Raw genomic sequence first — 18,120 nt, 5'->3', positions numbered from 1 at the left:
GCTCCCTGCTTTCCTCTCCTATTTCTCCTGATCCTGCCCCAGAAGATGTGTGATAAACTGAGCGGCTGTACGGCCGGAAAGCCCGCCATGGCTTAGCTCCCACTGACTGGCCTTTAAAAACAGTTCTTCCTCCGCCATATCTACATGGCTTCGTTTTGCCAGCGCCTTGACAATGGTCTGGAACTGACGCTTATCAGGAGAACCATAGTAGATGGTAACGCCAAAACGGGCAGCCAGAGATAATTTCTCCTGCACTGTATCGTTGTTGTGAAGATCGTCGTCCAGCTCCCTCTTGTCGCTGAATTTCTCCCGGATCAGATGGCGGCGGTTGGAGGTGGCATAGATCAGCACATTGCCCGGCCTCTTCCCAAGACCGCCCTCCAAAATAGCCTTCAGATATTTATACTCCAGCTCATATTCCTCAAAAGAAAGGTCATCCATATAGATAATGAACTTGTAATTCCGATCCTTGATCTGCTCCAGCACATCGGAAAGCGCCTTAAACTGGTGCTTGTATACTTCGATCATGCGCAGGCCCCGGCTGTAGTATTCGTTGAGAACCGCCTTGACGCTGGAGGATTTTCCTGTTCCCGCATCACCGAAGAGAAGCACGTTGTTGGCCTCTTTCCCGTTTACAAAGGCCTCTGTATTCTCAATCAGCTTCTTTTTCTGCAGCTCATAGCCTACGATATCCTTAAAATAAATGTGCTCCACATTGACAATGGGATCAATGACGGTCTCTGCGCCCTCCTCTTTTTCAAGGATCCGAAAAGCCTTGTTGAGGCCGAATTTGCCGGCTCCGCACTCCCTGTAAAATTCCACCATATGGTTCTGGAAGGTCTCTGTGTCCTCTGCCTGCCCCAGCATCACCGCCAGCTTTACCAGGCGATCCCTGATCCTGCGGTTGAAAACACGGCTTTCCTGAACCGCAGGGCGGTAGTCTGCCAGCTGTTTCCACACAAAAGAGGGGGATAAAGAGGTCAGGTCAAAGTCAAACAATGCCTTAAAAATAGAGAAATCCCCCTTTGCAAGCTCATCTAAGGTTCCACCGGCCGCCCCCCGGACTTCACAGGCAGTTGTATAGGCATTTTCATTATCCCCAAGGCACAGCGCCAAAAAACAGTGCCATAGGTTTCCCTCAAATCCATACCGGGCTGCCAGATCAACCAGCTGTCCGGCACAGGAAAACGGATCCGGCTCACCGTCACACTTTGCCATCCCCATAAGGCAGGCCATGTGTTCCAGGAGTTCTTCATGCTTTAAATTACGGTAAATCACGCGTTCTCTGATATCCATATTTATTTCCTCGACTGTGGTTAGATTAGTAATTTCCAAGGATTCTTAAAGAAACCGCCTCCTCGGAAATACCCTTTAAAGCGTTCTGAATAGCTGCGTCGCTTAAAGATCCCTGGGCATCTACAAAGAAACGGTACTCCCAGCTTCTTCCGGGAATGGGCCGGGACTCGATCATAAGCATATTGATATCGTTATAAATAAGATTGCCCAGCATATTGTAAAGTGAACCGCTCCTGTGGGCGCCCTCGAAGCAGATGCTTACTTTACTGGAGCCTTTCTTGTACACCGGAATCCTGGATAAAATGATAAAACGGGTCACGTTGTTTTTATTGTGGTTAATGGAGGTTTCAAGGGCTTTAAGGCCGTAGAGCTCTCCCGCTGCGGGGCTGGCTACGGCTGCCTGGGAGATGTTCTTTTCCTCTGCCACCTTCTTTGCCGCCACAGCGGTGTTTACTGTACTGATCTGCTTCCAGTCCCGATGCGAATTGAGATACCTGGAACTCTGCATCAGCGCCTGAGGGTGAGAATACACCGTCCGGATATCCTCTAAGGATGCCTCCGGCAGACCTAAAAGTGCATGGCTTACAGGAAGCTCTGTCTCCGCCACAATGTATACATCATGCTTTACCAGCAGGTCGTAATTATCGCTGACCGCTCCGGCGGAGGAGTTTTCAATCGGAAGGATGCAGTAATCCGCCCGTCCTTCCTCCACCTCGACCATAGCATCCTCCATGGTCTTTACGTGATACACATCCGCCTCCCGGCCGAAATACTGAAGAGCCGCCCCGTGGCCGTAGGAGCCTTCCACACCCTGATAGGCGATGCGGACATTTTCCCGTTTCAGATCCTCGACCATGGTAAAACCCATATCCATGGCCTGGCCGTGAGCGGCCAGAAGGCCGTACTGGAGTCTGCGGCTGATGGTCATGATCTGGGAAAACAATTCATAGGTGCCTTTCCTGGTAAAATCGCTGTGCGCCAGGGCGGTGACGGCTTCCAGCTTCTGTTTTTCCCTTGCGCTGTCATAAACAGGTTTGCCCGTATGTATTTTATATTCAGCTACCTCTCTGCACAATTCCATTCGTTTCTCAAACAGTTCCGTCAGCTGGGCATCCATCACATCCAGCTGCTGACGGATGTTCTGCAGATTCAGTTCCTTCATCTCTGTCCCTCCAATTCCTCCACCATGGAGCTTATGACCTGTCTTGTATATGCTCCGGGGAATTTACGGTCCTTTTCCGAAAGCTCCTTTATGTAAATGGGCTTTCCGTACTGGATAATCACATGGCTGGGGCGGATCCATGGGAAATGGCGTTCCAAAACCTCCGCCGTTCCCACCATGGCGACAGGGATCACGGGACAGCCGCTTTTTTCCGCAATTTTTAAGCTCCCTTCATGAAACTCCAGAAGTTCCTTTGGATCCTCACTGGCACCGCGGGTGCCTTCCGGGAAGATCCACATGGAAATCCCGCCTTTGATCTTTTCAATACCGGTCAGGATGGTCTTTAACCCCTCCTTGATATTGGAACGGTCGAGAAAAAGGCAGTTCATCCTATCCATCCAGCGATTTAACAGAGGGATCTTAGCCATCTCCTTCTTTGCGATAAAGCCGGTAAGGCCGGGAACCGTTATATATCCCATCACAATATCAAAATAGCTTCTGTGGTTTCCCACATAAAGCACCGCACGGTCACTGGGTATATTTTCCAGTCCCCGCACCTCATACCGGATTCCGGCAAGACGGCTGATGAGCCGGAAAATCCAGCGAACCATATAAAAGCTGCGCCAGTTGGCGGCCTCTGGGTTCTTCCTCTCCCGCACCTTTAAGATCCATAAAACCGGAATGGTCAGGATCAGATACAGGACAATGGCAATGACTGCCAGGATCAAGCGTATCATATGTATTCTCCTTTGCCTTTTATTTTAGGATATACCGGAAACAGAAAAACATACCTTATCCGGTATGTTCTCATTATATAACAGGAAACGGAGCAAACACAATACTTTGTTGCAGCCAGGTTCCAACGCGTGTGCAGCCCCTTCTTACGAAGGGGCCAGGATCCGTTCAAAGAGAAGGCCGGTACAAAACCACAAGGGCGCAAAGGCCAGGCGGATCACGCCGCCAATATGGTCCGGCCACATGGAATAATCCCAGGGGCAGACGCCAAAGGCATTTAAAAACACGCCTGTCAGGTATTCCGCGGTAAAGATCAGTACCATGTCCATCAGTCCGTGGCGCACCAGACGGGCAGACGCAGATATATGCTGCTCTCCTGCCTGCGGAAACAGGCAAAGCCCTGTAAGCCACCGGTCGGCAAATCCGGTGATTCCAGGCAGCAGGACGCCCATGCCATAGATGGGAAACATCCAAAGAGAGGTACGCCCCATAAGCCGCAGATCCCCCCGCATCCAGGACTCTGCCGAGGTAAACAATACCTCCAGGCACCAGCCCGCTACCCCGCAGCGGCAGAAGCCGATGAAAAAGCGGGAATGTACTATACGGCAAAGGACTCCAGACTCCCTCAGCAAACAGTGATTGTAAAAAAGGTTTTTTTGCAGATTCTTCATAGGGCTAGTATGGACGGATCGGACAAAAACTATTCCGCCGCGTTTTTCTTACGCTCCACCCGCGCCGATTCCCAGCTACAGCAAAGGCGACAGCAGTCGGCTTCCCTGCTCTCTGATCCGTGTCCAGAGTCCCCGTTTTTCGTAATTCTCCCGAGTGACCTGACGGCAGTGGGGAAGATCGTTCATAAAGGCCCGCTCCAGCTCAGCAGTGACATCTTCATCGTAAATCGTTGCATTTACCTCGAAGTTTAATTCAAAGCTGCGTATATCCATATTGGCTGTGCCGTAACAGCTGACACGTCCGTCGATCATGATTCCCTTGGAGTGAAGAAAGCCGTTGGTGTAAATATAGACCTTAACCCCATAGTCCAAAAGCTCCCCCGCATAGGCACAGGTGGCGCGGTATACAAAGGGGTGATCCGGCTTGCAGGGGATCATAAGGCGGACATCCACGCCAGACAGAGCGGCTATTTTTAAGGCTGACAAAATAGCATCATCCGGCACAAAATACGGGGTCTGGATATAGATATGGCGCTTGGCCTTGTGAAACAGCGCCAGGTAGTTGTTTCGTATATGGGGCTCTCGGGTGTCCGGCCCGCTGGCAATGATCTGCATACATACCTGGCTGCCGTCCTGACAGGCGTGCTCATCCAATTTTGCAGATTCAGCCTTATGTGGAGAGTCCCCATCGCCAGACTGCGACGGCTGAAAGTAAGCCTCATTTTTAAAGAGGTTCTCCCCTGTTGCATAATTCCAGTCCAGTGCAAACCGGATCTGGAGGCTGACTACCGCTTCCCCCGTGATTCGAAGGTGGGTGTCCCGCCAGTAACCGAACGCAGGATCCTTTGAAATATATTCCCGTCCTATATTAAACCCGCCTACAAATCCCACCGCTCCGTCAATGATCACGATTTTACGGTGGTTTCTGTAGTTGACGCGAAGGTTCAGCCACCCAAGAAACGGCGGGAAGAATACTCCCACCCGAATCCCGGACCGGCGCAGCTGCTCCCATTTTTTCTTTGGCATAAAACGGCCGCCCATGCCGTCATAGAGAATCCGCACCTCCACGCCTTCCCGGATCTTATCCTCTAAAATAGGAATAATTGAATCAAAAACCTCATCATTTTTGATAATGTAGTACTGAATATGAATAAACCTCCTGGCTTTCCGAAGGGCGGTTCTAAGGGCCTCAAATTTCACCTGTCCGTCTGTGTAGACCTTAACGTGGTTATCCATGGTCAGCACCGCCCCGGATGTTGCCAGATTATAGAGAATCAGGCTGCTGAAATCTCTTGACATGGGATCCATCATTTCCTCCGGCATATCATTGGAAAGAAGAAGCTTCTCCTGATTCCTGACCGGCATATTTAAACGGTCGCTGATCTCCTTTACCTTAAACATCCGGCTTTTTTTCAGATCCTGGCCAAACAGCAGGTAAAATACAATGCCAAATACAGGAATAAAATTCAGCGCAAGGAGCCAGGTCCACACAGACCTGGGATCCCTGCGCTGAAAAAACACAATAATAACGGAAAACAACAGATTGATAACAATCAGATGGGTCATATGCTTCCTCCTGCCTTTTTACGGGCTGTCTGATCCGGCATCCTCCACTTTCTTAGTCCCGTCCTCCTCTATTGTTACCTTCACGCGGACTTTTTTGTTTTCATATGTAAGGCTCTTCAAACGTCCCTCTGCCAGATCCACATCCACAGATACTACCCTTGCATTCCTGGAACTGGTGCTGATATACGGCTTTAGCGGGCCGGAAGGATCATTTAACCTCACATTCATCAGGCGGTGGAGGCGGCCCGGTGTCAGACGGCCGGCCTCTTTTTCATCGTTCAGATAGCGCTGAACCGCCTCTGCGGCAACCTGTGCTTCGGTAAAGGCGGCTGTTTCTTCTGCTTTCTTTATATAGCTTAACATACCAGGAACCGCAATATACATCAGAACCGTCAGAATCGCCAAAACAGCTGTCAGTTCCACAAGCGTAAAGCCGTCATTTCTCCGGCTGGATCTTTCTGGCATCGTTTTCTCCTCCAGTCTATCATATTCCGCTATTTATTTCCAGCCTCCACCGTGCCTTCTCCGTCCTCTCCGGGATAAACGGCATGATACGTCTTTCCTCCGATCTCGCCCTCCCAGTAGGCGCTGTCCTCCTGGGCATCATAGTGAAAATCTTCTGTCTCTGAGGGTTTCATCACTCCGCCTTCCACCATTTCCTGCTGTGCCCGTCCCTGGATGTAATTGCTCTTAGCATTGGTGATGGCCACCTGGCTGGCGGATTTTTCCTGAATTTTACTGTAGGCCGGAACTGCCACCGCAGCCAGGATTCCCAGAATGGCGATGACACAGATCATCTCCACCAGGGTAAAGCCGGACTGTGAATTTGTACTGCGTTTCTGTTTCATATCATTTCTCTCCTTTGTATGGATTGTCCATGGAAAAGACCGTTTTGAACCGGATGGGACATATCTCCTTTATTCCCCAAAATACAGTATTCTCTCTGCTTCCTTCAAATCGATCTCTCCCTCGGCCACCAGTCTGGCCGCCTGATCCCTAAGGGAAGGACAGCCCCGCTCCCTCAGGGCTTTGCGGATCCTGGCGGCACTTTCTTCCTGAAGGATCATCTCCTTAATCTCCCCGTCTACTTCCATGATCTCGTAGATGGCCCGGCGATGGATGTAACCGGTTCCCCGGCAGCTTTCACACCCCGGCGCTTCCCACACCTCCTCCGCCGCCTTGCCGGCAAGGCGGCACAATGTCTGTCTCTGCTCCTGCCTCGCCTTTACCCTCCGCTTACAGCAGGGACAGAGCACCTTTACCAGCCTCTGGGCCACCGCTCCCGTAAGAGCTGCCGCTATCATATAGGAAGGAACACCCATATTGCGCAGGCGGTTCACCACAGCGGGACAATCGTTGGTATGCAGGGTAGACAGTACCAGATGGCCTGTGATGGCGGCCCTGACGCCCATGGCAGCCGTTTCCTCATCCCTCATCTCTCCCACCATAATCACATCGGGATCCTGCCTTAGGATGGACCGCAGAGCCGAGGCAAAGTTCAGCCCTGCCCTGGTATTTACCTGCACCTGAACCGTTCCCTCTATCTCCTTTTCCACTGGATCCTCCACCGTAACTACGTTGATCTTCCCCTCTGCCAGACGGCTTAAAACCGCATACAGCGTGGTGGATTTCCCGCTTCCTGTAGGCCCTGTTACCAGCACCAGGCCGTAAGGAGACTTTATCATCCGCTCAAATGCGCCCATCTGTTCCGGTTCCATCCCCAGCTGACGGATATCCATCAGCCTGCGGTCCCTGTCGTTCCCAAGCAGACGCAGCACCACCTTTTCCCCGTAAACGGACGGAAGGGTGGAAATGCGCAGATCCGTAGCAATCTCTCCCCTCTGGTAGCGGTATTTTCCATCCTGAGGAAGCCGTTTTTCTGCGATATCCATACCGCCCATCAGCTTTAGCCGCGTGACCATGGGATGGTAAAAGGACAGTTCCATCTCTCCGTGACGCTCCAGATCCCCATTGATGCGCAGACGGATGATACACGTCTTTCTTCCAGGTTCTACATGGATATCGCTGGCATTTTCCCGGTAAGCCGTCTCGATCAGGCGGTTGACCATCCGCACTGCAGGAGCCGTCTCATCCCCCTCCTCTGTGAGAAACTCCTCCTTAAGCGGCTGCGTCTCCCCGCTATGTTCCTTTCTGGTCTCTTCCTTTGCACCAGCATATGCCGCTCTCACAGCATCTTCCAATTCCCCGGAAGGAACCAGCACTGGCCGGATCTCCCTCCCCGTCAGAAGGGACGCCTCCGCCAGAGCCTCCGAAGGCAGCGGAAATCCGCAGGCCATTGTCAGTATCTGATCCGGACAGGACAGCGGCAGCAGCCGGTTTCGTACCGCAAATCCCGCCGGAATCAGCGAAAGGACGTCCGGATCTGGAGTCAGCTTCTTAAGATCCGCCACCTCCAGATGCTCTCTGCCTGCCGCGCACATCAGAATCCTGTTTTCATCCGCATATCCCAGCTCTGTCAAAAGCTCTGTTACGGAGCGCTCCGGACATTTCTTATGGAAGAGGCGCAGACGCCTTAACTGCTGTCTGGAAATATAGCCCTCTTCCACAAGGATCTCTTCTATCGTTGGTTTCATGGCTGTAATATATGGCTGATCCACTGGTTGCTCCCTTCTTCCGGTAATGATATACTGATAACGGTTCAGCAGATAAATGCGGTGATATACCGATCCCATCTGCCCATAACAGCATAGAGGTGATATAGATGAAGCTTTTTATCCTTTTATATGGTATTGCCGGTATTTTAACCGGCAGTTTTTTAAATGTGTGCATCCTGCGGATCCCTGAGGGGCGCAGTTTTATATCCGGCCGCTCGGCCTGCCCCGTCTGCGGCCGCACGCTGCGCGCCCTTGAACTGGTTCCGGTTCTCTCCTGGCTCTTTCTGGGCGGAAAATGCCGCTGGTGCAGGGCGAACATTTCCATACAGTACCCTGCCGTCGAACTGGGGATGGGGATTTTATTTTCTCTGACCTGTTTCTTTCGGGGAACCGGGTTCAGATCCGTGATCCTGTGCGCCTTCTTCTCTCTGATTATAACAGCGGCTTTCATCGACGGACGGCATTTTTATATACCGGATGGACTCTCCCTTCTGGTGCTTATTCTGGGAATCGTCGGATTTTTCGCAGATCACGGCAGATTCTGGCCCGAATTTCTCCGCCGCATGGCCGGCCTTGTGATCTGCGGAGGCGGGCTGTGGCTGCTGCGTATTTTAACCGGAGGAGGCATAGGCCTTGGGGATGTAAAAATGATGGCAGCCTGCGGTTTTTTCCTTGGCTGGCCCCATGGGTTCTGCGCTATGGCCGCAGGGTATGTGCTTGCCTCTGTATTCTGCCTTCCGCTGCTCCTCTCAGGCCGTGCGGATCCGAAAGACCGGCTTCCTATGATGCCATTTTTCACTGCTGCCCTCATCACGACAGTTCTCTTTGGAAATGAACTCGGCCAGTGGTATATGGGACTGTGGGGCCTGTAGAAACAGCAACAAGGAGAAAGCCTGTGAGGCCTCGGAGCTGACCGGGGAACCGGTCAATCCCCGACGGCCAGAGAATTGATTTGGTTAATCCCCGCTGTCCAAAGCCCCGTCGAAACGGATCTCACTCTCAAGGGACATCTGATATCCGTCCTCTGTAACAGCCGTTTCCACAAAGGCCCGCTCATGCATAGGCTTTGCCCGAACCGTGATATGAACCTTAAGTCTGTTTGAAACGTCCTCCCCATATCCTTCTATCACATACTCCTTATCTCCAAGGTATTCTTTCAGGTATTCCTCCCAATCCGTCTGTTTCCTGGAATCGCCCTCTCTGTCCTGCGCCATTTCCATCTCTTCTTCATAGGTTTCCCGCAGTTCCAGGCAGTCTGCGTCAAATTCATCCCATATCAGATTCATGGAAGGACTGTCACCGCGGCTGACGGCTTCGCAGAATCCCCGGTGCATGGACTTTGCATTCAGACTGGCTTTCAGGTATTTCCTGGTCCGAAGCGCCGACTGAAGACTGCGGTGGGAAATAACCATATACCCGCAGGAAAGCGTGACCATAAGCGTAATCATAAGGATCACATATACCATGGAGCTGCCCCCGCAGCGTCGGTCTCCCATGCTGTGTTTTATTTCCCGTACATCACACAACTCTGTCCTGCCCTTCTTCTGGTATGCCTGTTTCATTCATCCTCCAAACTCTCCCCTATATCACCCAAAAGAGAACAGATGGTATATTTCTGGGTGTAAACTATGTCTCCCTGAAATAAAATCGTCATCTCAGCCTCTGCCCTCTTATCTGTTGTTCCGCTAAAGTCTATTTTTGTCTCAAAGCCCTGGGGGATATCCACAAAAAGCTCCCCAGCGCCAAGACTTTTCCACACTTTTGCGTCCTTTGTTCCCGAATTCTCCCGCCTTACCGCATAAAAGAGCCTTCCCGGATCCTGAGGGTCTGGGTAAAAGTGCTCCCCATAGCGCAGCTGCTCCTCCAGTTGTACATAGATCAATCCGCCCAGGCTCAAAGCCTGGGCTGCAGCGCTCTGCCGGCGGTAGAGACTTGCCTGCTGAAACAGAAATCCGGCCAGGAATGTTCCTATCATCACGCTGACAGAAAGAGCCGTTACAAGCTCTATAAGCGTATAACCCCATTTATCCCTGTAAGCCGTGTCCCTTTCCATGCCCTTACCCCTCGCGCCGTATCTTTTGGACATCCCATTTCTCCTTGCGCCCCAGGCGCTCCTGCTTCCTTCGTGTTTTTGCGATTCTGCGCTCTCCTCTACGGTTCTCTGTAACGGAAAAACGGTACCCCCTCTCCCGCTGATTGCTCATCCTGCGGCATCCGATACTGATCGAATACCTCCACAGCCTCTTCCCCGTCTTTTTGGAATATAACCTCCATGGTTTCCCCTGTTTTCTCTCCCTCTCCGTCGGCTGCCGCAGCCTCCCATCCGTAGCTGTCTTTGGCAATCCGGCCGCTCTGTAAAAGCAGTTTTCCGTTTGCGGCAGCCATGGTGAGAAATGCAGTGGCCCCAAGAAGGATCAGAGCCGCGCTCAACACGGCCTCTATCAGTGAAAAGCCCTCCCGGCCCCGTATCGGATCCTTATTCATTTTCATGGCAAAACATCACCGTCATTGTCCCCTTCCTGCCGCCTGCGGCCCCATCCTTTGTTTCCTCTTCCCAGAGACTCACTTCTTTTACCTGCAGCCCGAGACCCCGGCTGCCGATCCGTTCTGCCAAATCACTCCACTGGTTCAGGCCGGCACAGCGAAATTCCAGCTTTACCGGCGTCTGGTAAAATCCAGCGGTTCCCATAGGCGATGTTTCTCCGGTTTCAAAACTTAAAAGCTCTATCTGAGAAGCCACGGCCAGTTCCCGGAGAATCCGGTCCATATCCCCGGCCGTCAGGTTTCGATAAAACAGTTGGCCCTGTCCTGCTTCCTCTGGGGACAGCGCCTCCTGTTCCCCGCTCTTTCTGCTGCTGATACGTTCCATCCGGCTTTGTATTTCACGAATCTCCTCCTCACAGCCATCCAGCTGTATCAGAATCGGTTCCATATAAAACCGGTAAAACATCAGCCACAATGCCATCAGAAATACCGTCCACAACAGCGCCCGTTCTCTCTTACTCAGTTTCAACCGCCTCCTCCTTTCCAGCGCTGGCCGTAATCACTCCCAGGAAAACGGTTTCATCCCCGGACTTTTCCCACTTGCTTCCCGTAATATGCAAAAACGGGAGCGCTTCCTGCACGCGGTTCCCATACATGGGGATCTGGCCCGCGCGGACAGCCCTCAGCGCAATGGTCAGCAGGCCTTCTTCCCCATCCCATTCCACCTGCCGGATCTCCAGCCCCGGCTCCAGAACAGAATCTAATATTCCCAGAAAGGATGGGGGCTGAACCGCCTCCAGCTCATCCTTAAGCGTTTCCAGCTGCTCCTCCTCCCCCTGCCTGTCCTCCCGATCCAGCTGTTCAGAAACCTCCGTCAGCCGTTTCTGTTCGTTCTCCAGCTTTCCCTGAAAGAAGCTCCCAAGTCCTATAAACAGCGCCAGACTGACCGCCAGTAAAAACACGCCCACATTTCCCCCGCTGCGCAGTTTAATCCATTTTCCCCGGTTCCTCTCATACGCGCCAAGAGAATCCACATCCATTTCCCTTAAAGCCAACGATGCCTCCTCTTCTGTTTGGCGTTTCCCCCATCCGGCCGATATGGGAAACGACAGCCAACGGGTATGTCTTATCCCTGATATCCCTGGCTTTTCCAAACATATGCATGGGAGCTTTGCGGCTGCTTCCACCGCCTCAGCCGCCCCCTTTGCATCCTCCAGACACCCGGCAGTAAGAAAAATACCGGCTGGTGCAAATCTGCCGTCCAGCGTTTCCATCTCTTCTCTGGCCTGACAGGCCAGATCCCCAAGCTCCTCATATAAAAGCTCTGTGCCTCCCAGCCTCAAAAAGACCTCCGGTTTCAGCTCCGACCGGATCCATGCGGCGCATTTTCCTTTCCAGATCCCGCATACCCGTATGCCGTCCTTCTCCGGGCATATAACAATAAAACCGGCCTCCTTCCCCAGCCGGATTCTATCTTCTACCCGTCTCCATCTCTCCGCCTCATACACATGAGCCAGAAAATCCGGCCCCGGCACCGCCGCCTTCAGACGGATTCCCGCCTGTCTGGCCATTCGCAGCGTATCCTTTAATACGTTCCGATCTGCCGTATATACCATCGCTTTAACCGGCATTTTCCCAAAAGCGGCAAGTATCCCCTCCTCTCTCACAGAACCGGTAAGCAGCTGAACCGTCATAACCCGATCAAAAGGATCCGTGAAATCCTTTTCACATTTTCTTTCATATGCAGCTGCGCGAAGCATCTGTGCCTTTGCCATCCGAACCGCCGTTTTCTTTCCCGACGGCGGAAGTCTCATAGACCGGGCCCCTGCCAAAGGTTCCAGAGCCAGCACGGCGCTTTGTCCCTCCAGTCCGCAAAGACAGGCCGTTTCCTTAAACGCCTTTTCCAGGCTGTCTCCATTTTCATAGGCCTTTACGCAGAGCAGGTGAAAGCGCTCCCTTCTTTCCCTCAAAAGGCCTGCCCCGCATTCTATTTCAAAGCAGAACAGACGGCGTTCTGTCAAATAGAGATAATATTTCATTCCTGATCCACCCAGCTGTCAAAAGCTCATTCGTCAAACATTTGTTTCTACAGTATCGAGGAATACATCTGAAACATCGGCAGCATCACAGCCAGCACAATGCTTCCCACCATCCCCGCCATTACCAGTATCATAGCCGGTTCCAGAAGGGCAATCATCTGATTCATGGCCCGTTCTGCCTCCTTCTCATAGTACCTGCCTGTCTGTTCCATGATCCGTTCCAGATCACCGGACTCCTCCGCAGCTGCTGTCATGGATAAAAACACCGGCGGAAACATCTCCAGCCTGCCAAGGGCCTTTGACAGACTCTGTCCCTGTTCCATACAAAAACAGGCTTCCCTGATTTCCAGCCGAATATGTTCATTTCCAATCACGCGGCCCGCTATATCCAGAGCCTCAAGGATTCCGGTTCCGCTTCCATACAGCACGGAGAAGGATGACGCAAACCGGGATGTGTATATAATTTTAAGCAGTTTGCCTGCAAACGGAATATGAAGCAGCGCCCGTCCGATCCGCAGGCGCACACCGGTAACCGCAGATGCGCTAAGAATAAAGAGAATAAGTATAAGCATTGCCGCAGCATACAGACCGCCATGAAGCCGCAGCTGCTCACCCGCTCCCAGCATAAACCGGGTAAGCACCGGCAGCCTGGCTCCCTGCAGCATGGCGGCAAACTGGGGAAGGACCGCTGTCAGAAGAAAAATGGAACAGCATATGGTAACGAACAGAAGAATCAGCGGATACGTCATAGCGGCCCGAACCTTTCCCGCCAGTTCTTCCTCACGGCTGTAATAGGCTGCCAGACGGTCCAGTATCTCATCCAGACGGCCACTGGCCTCACCGGTTTGTATCATGTATACAAGAAGGTTAGGAAAAATCCCTTCCGTTGCCTCCATGGCTTCAGACAGCGTGCTGCCTTCATAAACCGCCTTGCGGATCCGCAGAAGCACCTTCTTCATCCCTTTGTCTCCCTCCGCCCGAATGCTCACCGTCAGAATATCCCCCAAAGGCACTCCCGCCGCCATCATGGAACTGAACTGCCGGCACAGGGGAGGGAGCATTCTGATTTTGAGAGGAGACAGACCGCTGGAACGGGACTCCTCTATTTCCCTCCACCGGAAACAGTAAAGCTCCCTCTGTTTTAAACGCTCTGTCAGATCTGCCGGGTCTGATGCCTCCATGCTGCCTTTGCAGACTCTGCCGTTCATACCTTTCGCTGTATATCTGTAACGCGGCATTCCTCTGATTCTTCCCCCATTTTCTCCATGTTATTTCACAAAATATAACGATTCAGCCATGCAAAAGCCGGTCTTTTCTGATCCCAACAGATCAGAAAAGACCGGCCAAAGCCTACATCTAATCAACTCTTCAGCCGCTGCCTGGCAATCCGTCACCGGAAACAGTTTCTCTCCGGGTCATAGGCAAATCCTGCCTCCGCCAGCGTATGCTCAATCGATGCCTGCTCCAGCTCCAGCTCCCTGCACATCTCTTCTAAAGAACTGTAACGGTCGCGAAGCTGTGTATTTACATAACTCAACAGGATCATAGGATCCCTGGGAATCGTACTCACCTTTTGTTTCCTGCCTTTCCCGCCCTCTGCGGCTCGAAAACCGTCCTGATCCGCATCTGGCAAATATCCGTTCTTTCAGTCAGTCAAAGCCTGCCTGAAACGCTCAGCCGTTTCGATTATATCACCGAAAAATAGCCTTTTCAATATATTTTTCCTATTTGTACCAATTTTTATGTGAATCTGCCAGTCGGGGCTTTCAGTTTTTGCAATTATATTTCTAAAAGCGAAATTTTCTGTCTATTACTGAAAACATATCATCCCATATATCCTGCTGCGTCTTTTATTTTGCATAAGCGGTCAGCCGCTTTCCATCCTCAGATACATCCACCACAATCACAGAACCTTCCCGCAGTCCGTCTCCCAGAATCAGTCTGGCAGCCAGAGTCTCTACGTGCTTCTGCAGATACCTCTTTAACGGCCGAGCACCATATATGGGGTCATAGCCGTGTTCCGTGATGAACTTCCCAGCAGCGTCTGTCAGCTCCAGCTTCAGTTCCCGGTCAGCCAGCCGCCTATTCAGATCCTCCACGCACAGTTTCACTATGCTGCCGATATTTTCCCGCGTCAGGGGTTTAAAGAGGATGATCTCGTCCAGACGATTCAAAAATTCCGGCCTGAAATGTGCCCGCAGGTCATTCATCACGGCGCTTTCCGCCTCTGGACGGATACTGCCCGTTTCATCGATGCCCTCTAACAGATACTGAGAACCGATATTGGAGGTCAGAATGATTATAGTATTTTTGAAATCTACCGTCCGCCCCTGAGAATCCGTAATCCGGCCGTCATCCAGCACCTGAAGCAGCACGTTAAATACATCCGGGTGGGCCTTTTCCACCTCATCAAACAGCACTACGCTGTAAGGCTTTCTGCGCACTGCCTCCGTCAGCTGGCCTCCCTCGTCATAGCCCACATAGCCGGGAGGCGCTCCGATGAGACGGGCCACAGAATGCTTCTCCATGTACTCGCTCATATCAATACGCACCATATTCGACTCATCATCAAACAATGACTCCGCCAGCGCCTTGGCAAGCTCTGTTTTGCCTACGCCTGTGGGCCCTAAGAACAGGAAGGAACCAATGGGCTTTGTAGGATCCTTGATACCGGCCTTGGAGCGGATAATCGCCTCCGTCACCTTCTCAACGCCTTCGTCCTGTCCTACCACCCTCCTGTGAAGCACTTCATCCAGATGGAGTGTCTTGCTTCTCTCGCTTTCCGTCAGCTTTGCCACCGGGATTCCGGTCCATCGGGAAATGATTCTTGCGATCTCATCCTCCGTCACACTCTCACGAACCAGGCTCAGATCCTCGCTCCTGACCTTTTCCTCCTCTGCCTCCAGTTCCTTCTGAAGCTGCGGCAGCTTACCGTACTGCAGTTCAGCCGCTTTATTCAGATCGTATTTCTGTTTCGCATCCTGGATCTGGCGGTTTACCGCCTCGATTTCCTCTCTGAGGGCCGAGAGACGGTCTACACTGGATTTCTCATTCTCCCACTGAGCCTTTTTGGCTGTAAATTCATCGTGAAGCTCCGCCAGCTCCCGCTGCAGATCCTGCAGACGATCCTGACTTAAGCGGTCTGTCTCCTTCTTAAGAGCCGCCTCCTCTATCTCCATCTGCATGATTTTCCTGGACAGCTCATCCAGCTCTGCCGGCATACTGTCCATCTCCGTCTTAATCATGGCGCAGGCCTCATCTACCAGGTCAATGGCCTTATCAGGCAGGAAACGGTCGGAAATATAGCGGTCGGAAAGCATGGCTGCGCTTACCAGAGCAGAGTCTGTGATCTTCACGCCATGGTACACCTCATACCGCTCCTTAAGCCCCCGTAAAATGGAAATGGTGTCCTCCACCGTAGGCTCTGCCACCATAACCGGCTGGAACCGGCGCTCCAGAGCCGCGTCCTTTTCAATATACTGGCGGTACTCGTTTAAGGTCGTAGCGCCGATACAGTGAAGCTCGCCTCTTGCCAGCATGGGCTTTAACATATTTCCTGCATCCATGGCCCCTTCTGTCTTTCCTGCGCCTACAATGGTATGAAGCTCATCGATAAAGAGAATGATCTGGCCCTCACTCTTTTTTACCTCTTCCAGAACCGCTTTTAAGCGTTCCTCAAACTCCCCCCTGTACTTGGCGCCTGCTACCAGAGAACCCATATCCAGTGCAAACAGCTTCTTATCCTTTAATCCCTCCGGCACATCACCCCGGACGATCCTCTGAGCCAGTCCCTCCACAACGGCGGTCTTTCCGACGCCAGGTTCACCAATAAGCACCGGATTGTTTTTCGTTTTACGGGACAGGATACGGACTACGTTCCGGATCTCACTGTCACGGCCAATCACCGGATCCAGCTTCTGGTTCCTGGCCCGTTCCACCAGATCATAACCATATTTTTCCAGTGTGTCGTAGGTGGCTTCCGGGTTGTCGCTTACCACCCTCTGATTGCCTCGAACGGTGGACAGGGCCTGAAGGAACCGTTCTCTTGTAATACCGTAAGTCTTAAACAGCTCCTTCATCTCCCGGCCCGGCTGCTTTAACAGCGCCAGAAACAAATGCTCTACGGACACATACTCATCGCCCATGGCCTTAGCCTCATCCTCGGCATTGATCAGTACCTTATTCAGGTCATTGCTGATATAAAGCTGACCCCCTCCGCTTACCTTCGTAAGCTTTTCAAGGGCCTGCTTTGCTTCATTTTTAAAGAGTTCTCCCTGGATGCCCATTTTTGTAATCAGCTTCATAATCAGGCTGTCCTCCAGGGTCAGAAGGCTGTACAGCAGATGGGGCTGATCGATCTGCTGGTTGCCATACTCGTAAGCCAGCTTCTCACAGTTCTGCACTGCTTCCATTGATTTCTGTGTAAATTTATTGATATTCATACGCCATTCCCCTTTCTTTATCTGCGGAATCGTGTGTCTGTGTTTTTGTTATAGCCGTACTATAACACACGTTGTTAGCAGTGTCAAGTGTCGAGTGCTAATTTTTTTGCAGATTCTTTTTTGTCTATCAAAAAACGCCTGCCAGCCAAAGAAATCCTGGCTGACAGGCGTACCTTTACTATATTTTATAAAGATTCAGGGCAGCTTATCTTCCTGTCTCTGGACGGACAGAGTTATTATTTCTGAAGCCCTGTTGCTGTGATCGTCTTAGCTGTCAGAGTTCCCTCATAGATAACCGTAACCTTATCGCCGGTTTTCACGCCGTCAAACATACCGTCTTTCCCTACAAAAGAGAAAAATGTGTTGTCAGGATCCGCCGTATCCAGAACAATGTAATTGCTCTCCACCTGAGCTACCGTGCCTGTAAGCGTCTTGATCTTGGCCTCTGCGGTATCTCTTGCATCAGCGGTAACGATCTTTGTAGCTACTGCCGGAGTTTCCTCGTCCTCCAGATCTCCATAGTAAGTAATGTCTGCCTCGGTTCCTGCCTTGATGCCGTCCTTTGTGACCTTCTGGGCAATGAGCGTATTCAGCTTATAGGATCCGTCTTCTGTCTTTAAGGTCAGGCTTCCATCCTCTGTGCTCTCAATGGTTCCTGTAATTGTCAGATCATCCGTCTGAGCAGCCTCCTCTTTTGCAATGTCAGCCGCGGATGTGATAATATCCACCTCCACTGCCTTTGCAGCCGTATCGCCCAGCTCTCCGGTATAGTAGACATCTACCTCGTCGCCTTCGCCGATGGCATCTGCTCCTGTAACTGCCGCCGCAGATACATCAAATTTGGCCGTAGCGCCGGTATCATCAGCAACGGTCACTGTCTGCCCCTCTACCGCCTTTACGAAACCATAAAAACTCTCAGACGCCTCTACTGCATCCTCAGGAGTCGCTTCTTCCTGGGTTGTCTGGGCCTCTGTCGTAGTGGGAGCTGCTGTTGTCTCTGTTTTCTTAGATGAGCAGGCTGTCATTCCCAGAGCCACTGTCATCACTGCAATCATAAGATATCTTTTTTTCATAAATATAACATCTCCTCTCTCCGTACATCTCTGTATG

Annotated in this window: 18 protein-coding genes; 1 reads left to right on the top strand and 17 read right to left on the bottom strand. The window is 51.8% G+C overall.

From position 1 onward, the window contains the following. Window positions 1-18: 18 nt before the first annotated feature. The 8 genes from HW447_RS08150 to HW447_RS08115 all read right to left on the bottom strand — a co-directional run bounded on the left by HW447_RS08150 (window position 19) and on the right by HW447_RS08115 (window position 8,048). Entirely contained in the window at window positions 19-1,296 is a 1,278-nt protein-coding gene (locus HW447_RS08150; RefSeq protein ID WP_176254824.1) for an ATP-binding protein, read from the bottom strand. Between the two features lie 25 nt (window positions 1,297-1,321). After that, window positions 1,322-2,458: a prephenate dehydratase gene (gene pheA / locus HW447_RS08145; protein WP_176254823.1), complete on the bottom strand. Its 1,137-nt coding sequence runs from the start codon at window positions 2,456-2,458 to the stop codon at window positions 1,322-1,324. Beyond that, window positions 2,455-3,195 carry a lysophospholipid acyltransferase family protein gene (locus HW447_RS08140; RefSeq protein ID WP_176254822.1) on the bottom strand — a complete coding sequence of 247 codons (741 nt, stop codon included), beginning with the start codon at window positions 3,193-3,195 and terminating at the stop codon, window positions 2,455-2,457. The genes pheA and HW447_RS08140 overlap by 4 nt, the downstream gene beginning before the upstream one ends. Window positions 3,196-3,339: 144 nt before the next feature. Next, complete coding sequence (locus HW447_RS08135; RefSeq protein ID WP_408609677.1) at window positions 3,340-3,825, bottom strand: putative ABC transporter permease; 486 nt, start codon at window positions 3,823-3,825, stop codon at window positions 3,340-3,342. A 114-nt stretch (window positions 3,826-3,939) separates the two neighbouring features. Then, window positions 3,940-5,430, bottom strand: a complete 1,491-nt coding sequence (gene cls, locus HW447_RS08130) for a cardiolipin synthase (RefSeq protein ID WP_176254820.1) — start codon at window positions 5,428-5,430, stop codon at window positions 3,940-3,942. An 18-nt stretch (window positions 5,431-5,448) separates the two neighbouring features. Beyond that, window positions 5,449-5,895 (bottom strand): type IV pilin protein, encoded by a 447-nt coding sequence (locus HW447_RS08125; RefSeq protein WP_176254819.1) that lies wholly within the window; start codon window positions 5,893-5,895, stop codon window positions 5,449-5,451. 29 nt (window positions 5,896-5,924) lie between these two features. Further along, window positions 5,925-6,278, bottom strand: coding sequence for a type II secretion system protein (locus HW447_RS18125; RefSeq protein ID WP_176254818.1), 354 nt, complete (start codon window positions 6,276-6,278; stop codon window positions 5,925-5,927). 69 nt (window positions 6,279-6,347) lie between these two features. Beyond that, the gene (locus tag HW447_RS08115; protein ID WP_243176246.1) at window positions 6,348-8,048 is read right to left on the bottom strand and encodes a GspE/PulE family protein; all 1,701 of its coding nucleotides are present in this window, start codon (window positions 8,046-8,048) and stop codon (window positions 6,348-6,350) included. A 104-nt stretch (window positions 8,049-8,152) separates the two neighbouring features. On the opposite strand from HW447_RS08115, the gene HW447_RS08110 reads away from it, so the two are divergent. Then, complete coding sequence (locus tag HW447_RS08110; protein ID WP_176254817.1) at window positions 8,153-8,917, top strand: prepilin peptidase; 765 nt, start codon at window positions 8,153-8,155, stop codon at window positions 8,915-8,917. 84 nt (window positions 8,918-9,001) lie between these two features. Here HW447_RS08110 and HW447_RS08105 read toward each other — a convergent pair whose 3' ends face one another. The 9 genes from HW447_RS08105 to HW447_RS08065 all read right to left on the bottom strand — a co-directional run bounded on the left by HW447_RS08105 (window position 9,002) and on the right by HW447_RS08065 (window position 18,083). Beyond that, the gene (locus tag HW447_RS08105) at window positions 9,002-9,607 is read right to left on the bottom strand and encodes a hypothetical protein (RefSeq protein ID WP_176254816.1); all 606 of its coding nucleotides are present in this window, start codon (window positions 9,605-9,607) and stop codon (window positions 9,002-9,004) included. Next, window positions 9,604-10,131: a PulJ/GspJ family protein gene (locus HW447_RS08100; RefSeq protein ID WP_176254815.1), complete on the bottom strand. Its 528-nt coding sequence runs from the start codon at window positions 10,129-10,131 to the stop codon at window positions 9,604-9,606. The genes HW447_RS08105 and HW447_RS08100 overlap by 4 nt, the downstream gene beginning before the upstream one ends. Window positions 10,132-10,196: 65 nt before the next feature. Continuing rightward, the gene (locus tag HW447_RS08095) at window positions 10,197-10,535 is read right to left on the bottom strand and encodes a type IV pilus modification PilV family protein (RefSeq protein ID WP_176254814.1); all 339 of its coding nucleotides are present in this window, start codon (window positions 10,533-10,535) and stop codon (window positions 10,197-10,199) included. After that, the gene (locus HW447_RS08090; protein WP_176254813.1) at window positions 10,522-11,058 is read right to left on the bottom strand and encodes a hypothetical protein; all 537 of its coding nucleotides are present in this window, start codon (window positions 11,056-11,058) and stop codon (window positions 10,522-10,524) included. The genes HW447_RS08095 and HW447_RS08090 overlap by 14 nt, the downstream gene beginning before the upstream one ends. Beyond that, window positions 11,045-12,568, bottom strand: coding sequence for a hypothetical protein (locus HW447_RS08085; RefSeq protein ID WP_176254812.1), 1,524 nt, complete (start codon window positions 12,566-12,568; stop codon window positions 11,045-11,047). The genes HW447_RS08090 and HW447_RS08085 overlap by 14 nt, the downstream gene beginning before the upstream one ends. 47 nt (window positions 12,569-12,615) lie before the next feature. Beyond that, entirely contained in the window at window positions 12,616-13,806 is a 1,191-nt protein-coding gene (locus HW447_RS08080) for a type II secretion system F family protein (protein WP_176254811.1), read from the bottom strand. A 152-nt stretch (window positions 13,807-13,958) separates the two neighbouring features. Next, on the bottom strand, window positions 13,959-14,138 hold the full coding sequence (locus HW447_RS08075; RefSeq protein ID WP_176254810.1) for a DUF4250 domain-containing protein: 180 nt from the start codon (window positions 14,136-14,138) through the stop codon (window positions 13,959-13,961). A gap of 280 nt (window positions 14,139-14,418) precedes the next feature. After that, window positions 14,419-17,010, bottom strand: coding sequence for an ATP-dependent chaperone ClpB (gene clpB / locus HW447_RS08070; RefSeq protein WP_176254809.1), 2,592 nt, complete (start codon window positions 17,008-17,010; stop codon window positions 14,419-14,421). 236 nt (window positions 17,011-17,246) lie between these two features. After that, a complete protein-coding gene (locus tag HW447_RS08065) occupies window positions 17,247-18,083 on the bottom strand; it encodes a hypothetical protein (RefSeq protein ID WP_176254808.1) in 837 nt (278 codons plus the stop codon). Between the last annotated feature and the right edge of the window lie 37 nt (window positions 18,084-18,120).

Origin of the sequence: Enterocloster alcoholdehydrogenati (assembly GCF_013282095.1) — a bacterium.
Classification (GTDB): domain Bacteria; phylum Bacillota; class Clostridia; order Lachnospirales; family Lachnospiraceae; genus Enterocloster; species Enterocloster alcoholdehydrogenati.
This window is presented reverse-complemented; position numbering and strand designations above follow the sequence as displayed.

Coding starts and splice junctions, on each gene's coding strand:
- HW447_RS08110 (WP_176254817.1), top strand. CDS start 8,153: ATGAAGCTTTTTATCCTTTTATATGGTATTGCCGGTATTTTAACCGGC.
- HW447_RS08125 (WP_176254819.1), bottom strand. CDS start 5,895: ATGCCAGAAAGATCCAGCCGGAGAAATGACGGCTTTACGCTTGTGGAA.
- HW447_RS18125 (WP_176254818.1), bottom strand. CDS start 6,278: ATGAAACAGAAACGCAGTACAAATTCACAGTCCGGCTTTACCCTGGTG.
- HW447_RS08065 (WP_176254808.1), bottom strand. CDS start 18,083: ATGAAAAAAAGATATCTTATGATTGCAGTGATGACAGTGGCTCTGGGA.
- cls (WP_176254820.1), bottom strand. CDS start 5,430: ATGACCCATCTGATTGTTATCAATCTGTTGTTTTCCGTTATTATTGTG.
- pheA (WP_176254823.1), bottom strand. CDS start 2,458: ATGAAGGAACTGAATCTGCAGAACATCCGTCAGCAGCTGGATGTGATG.
- HW447_RS08100 (WP_176254815.1), bottom strand. CDS start 10,131: ATGTCCAAAAGATACGGCGCGAGGGGTAAGGGCATGGAAAGGGACACG.
- HW447_RS08150 (WP_176254824.1), bottom strand. CDS start 1,296: ATGGATATCAGAGAACGCGTGATTTACCGTAATTTAAAGCATGAAGAA.
- clpB (WP_176254809.1), bottom strand. CDS start 17,010: ATGAATATCAATAAATTTACACAGAAATCAATGGAAGCAGTGCAGAAC.
- HW447_RS08095 (WP_176254814.1), bottom strand. CDS start 10,535: ATGAAAATGAATAAGGATCCGATACGGGGCCGGGAGGGCTTTTCACTG.
- HW447_RS08080 (WP_176254811.1), bottom strand. CDS start 13,806: ATGCCGCGTTACAGATATACAGCGAAAGGTATGAACGGCAGAGTCTGC.
- HW447_RS08105 (WP_176254816.1), bottom strand. CDS start 9,607: ATGAAACAGGCATACCAGAAGAAGGGCAGGACAGAGTTGTGTGATGTA.
- HW447_RS08140 (WP_176254822.1), bottom strand. CDS start 3,195: ATGATACGCTTGATCCTGGCAGTCATTGCCATTGTCCTGTATCTGATC.
- HW447_RS08085 (WP_176254812.1), bottom strand. CDS start 12,568: ATGAAATATTATCTCTATTTGACAGAACGCCGTCTGTTCTGCTTTGAA.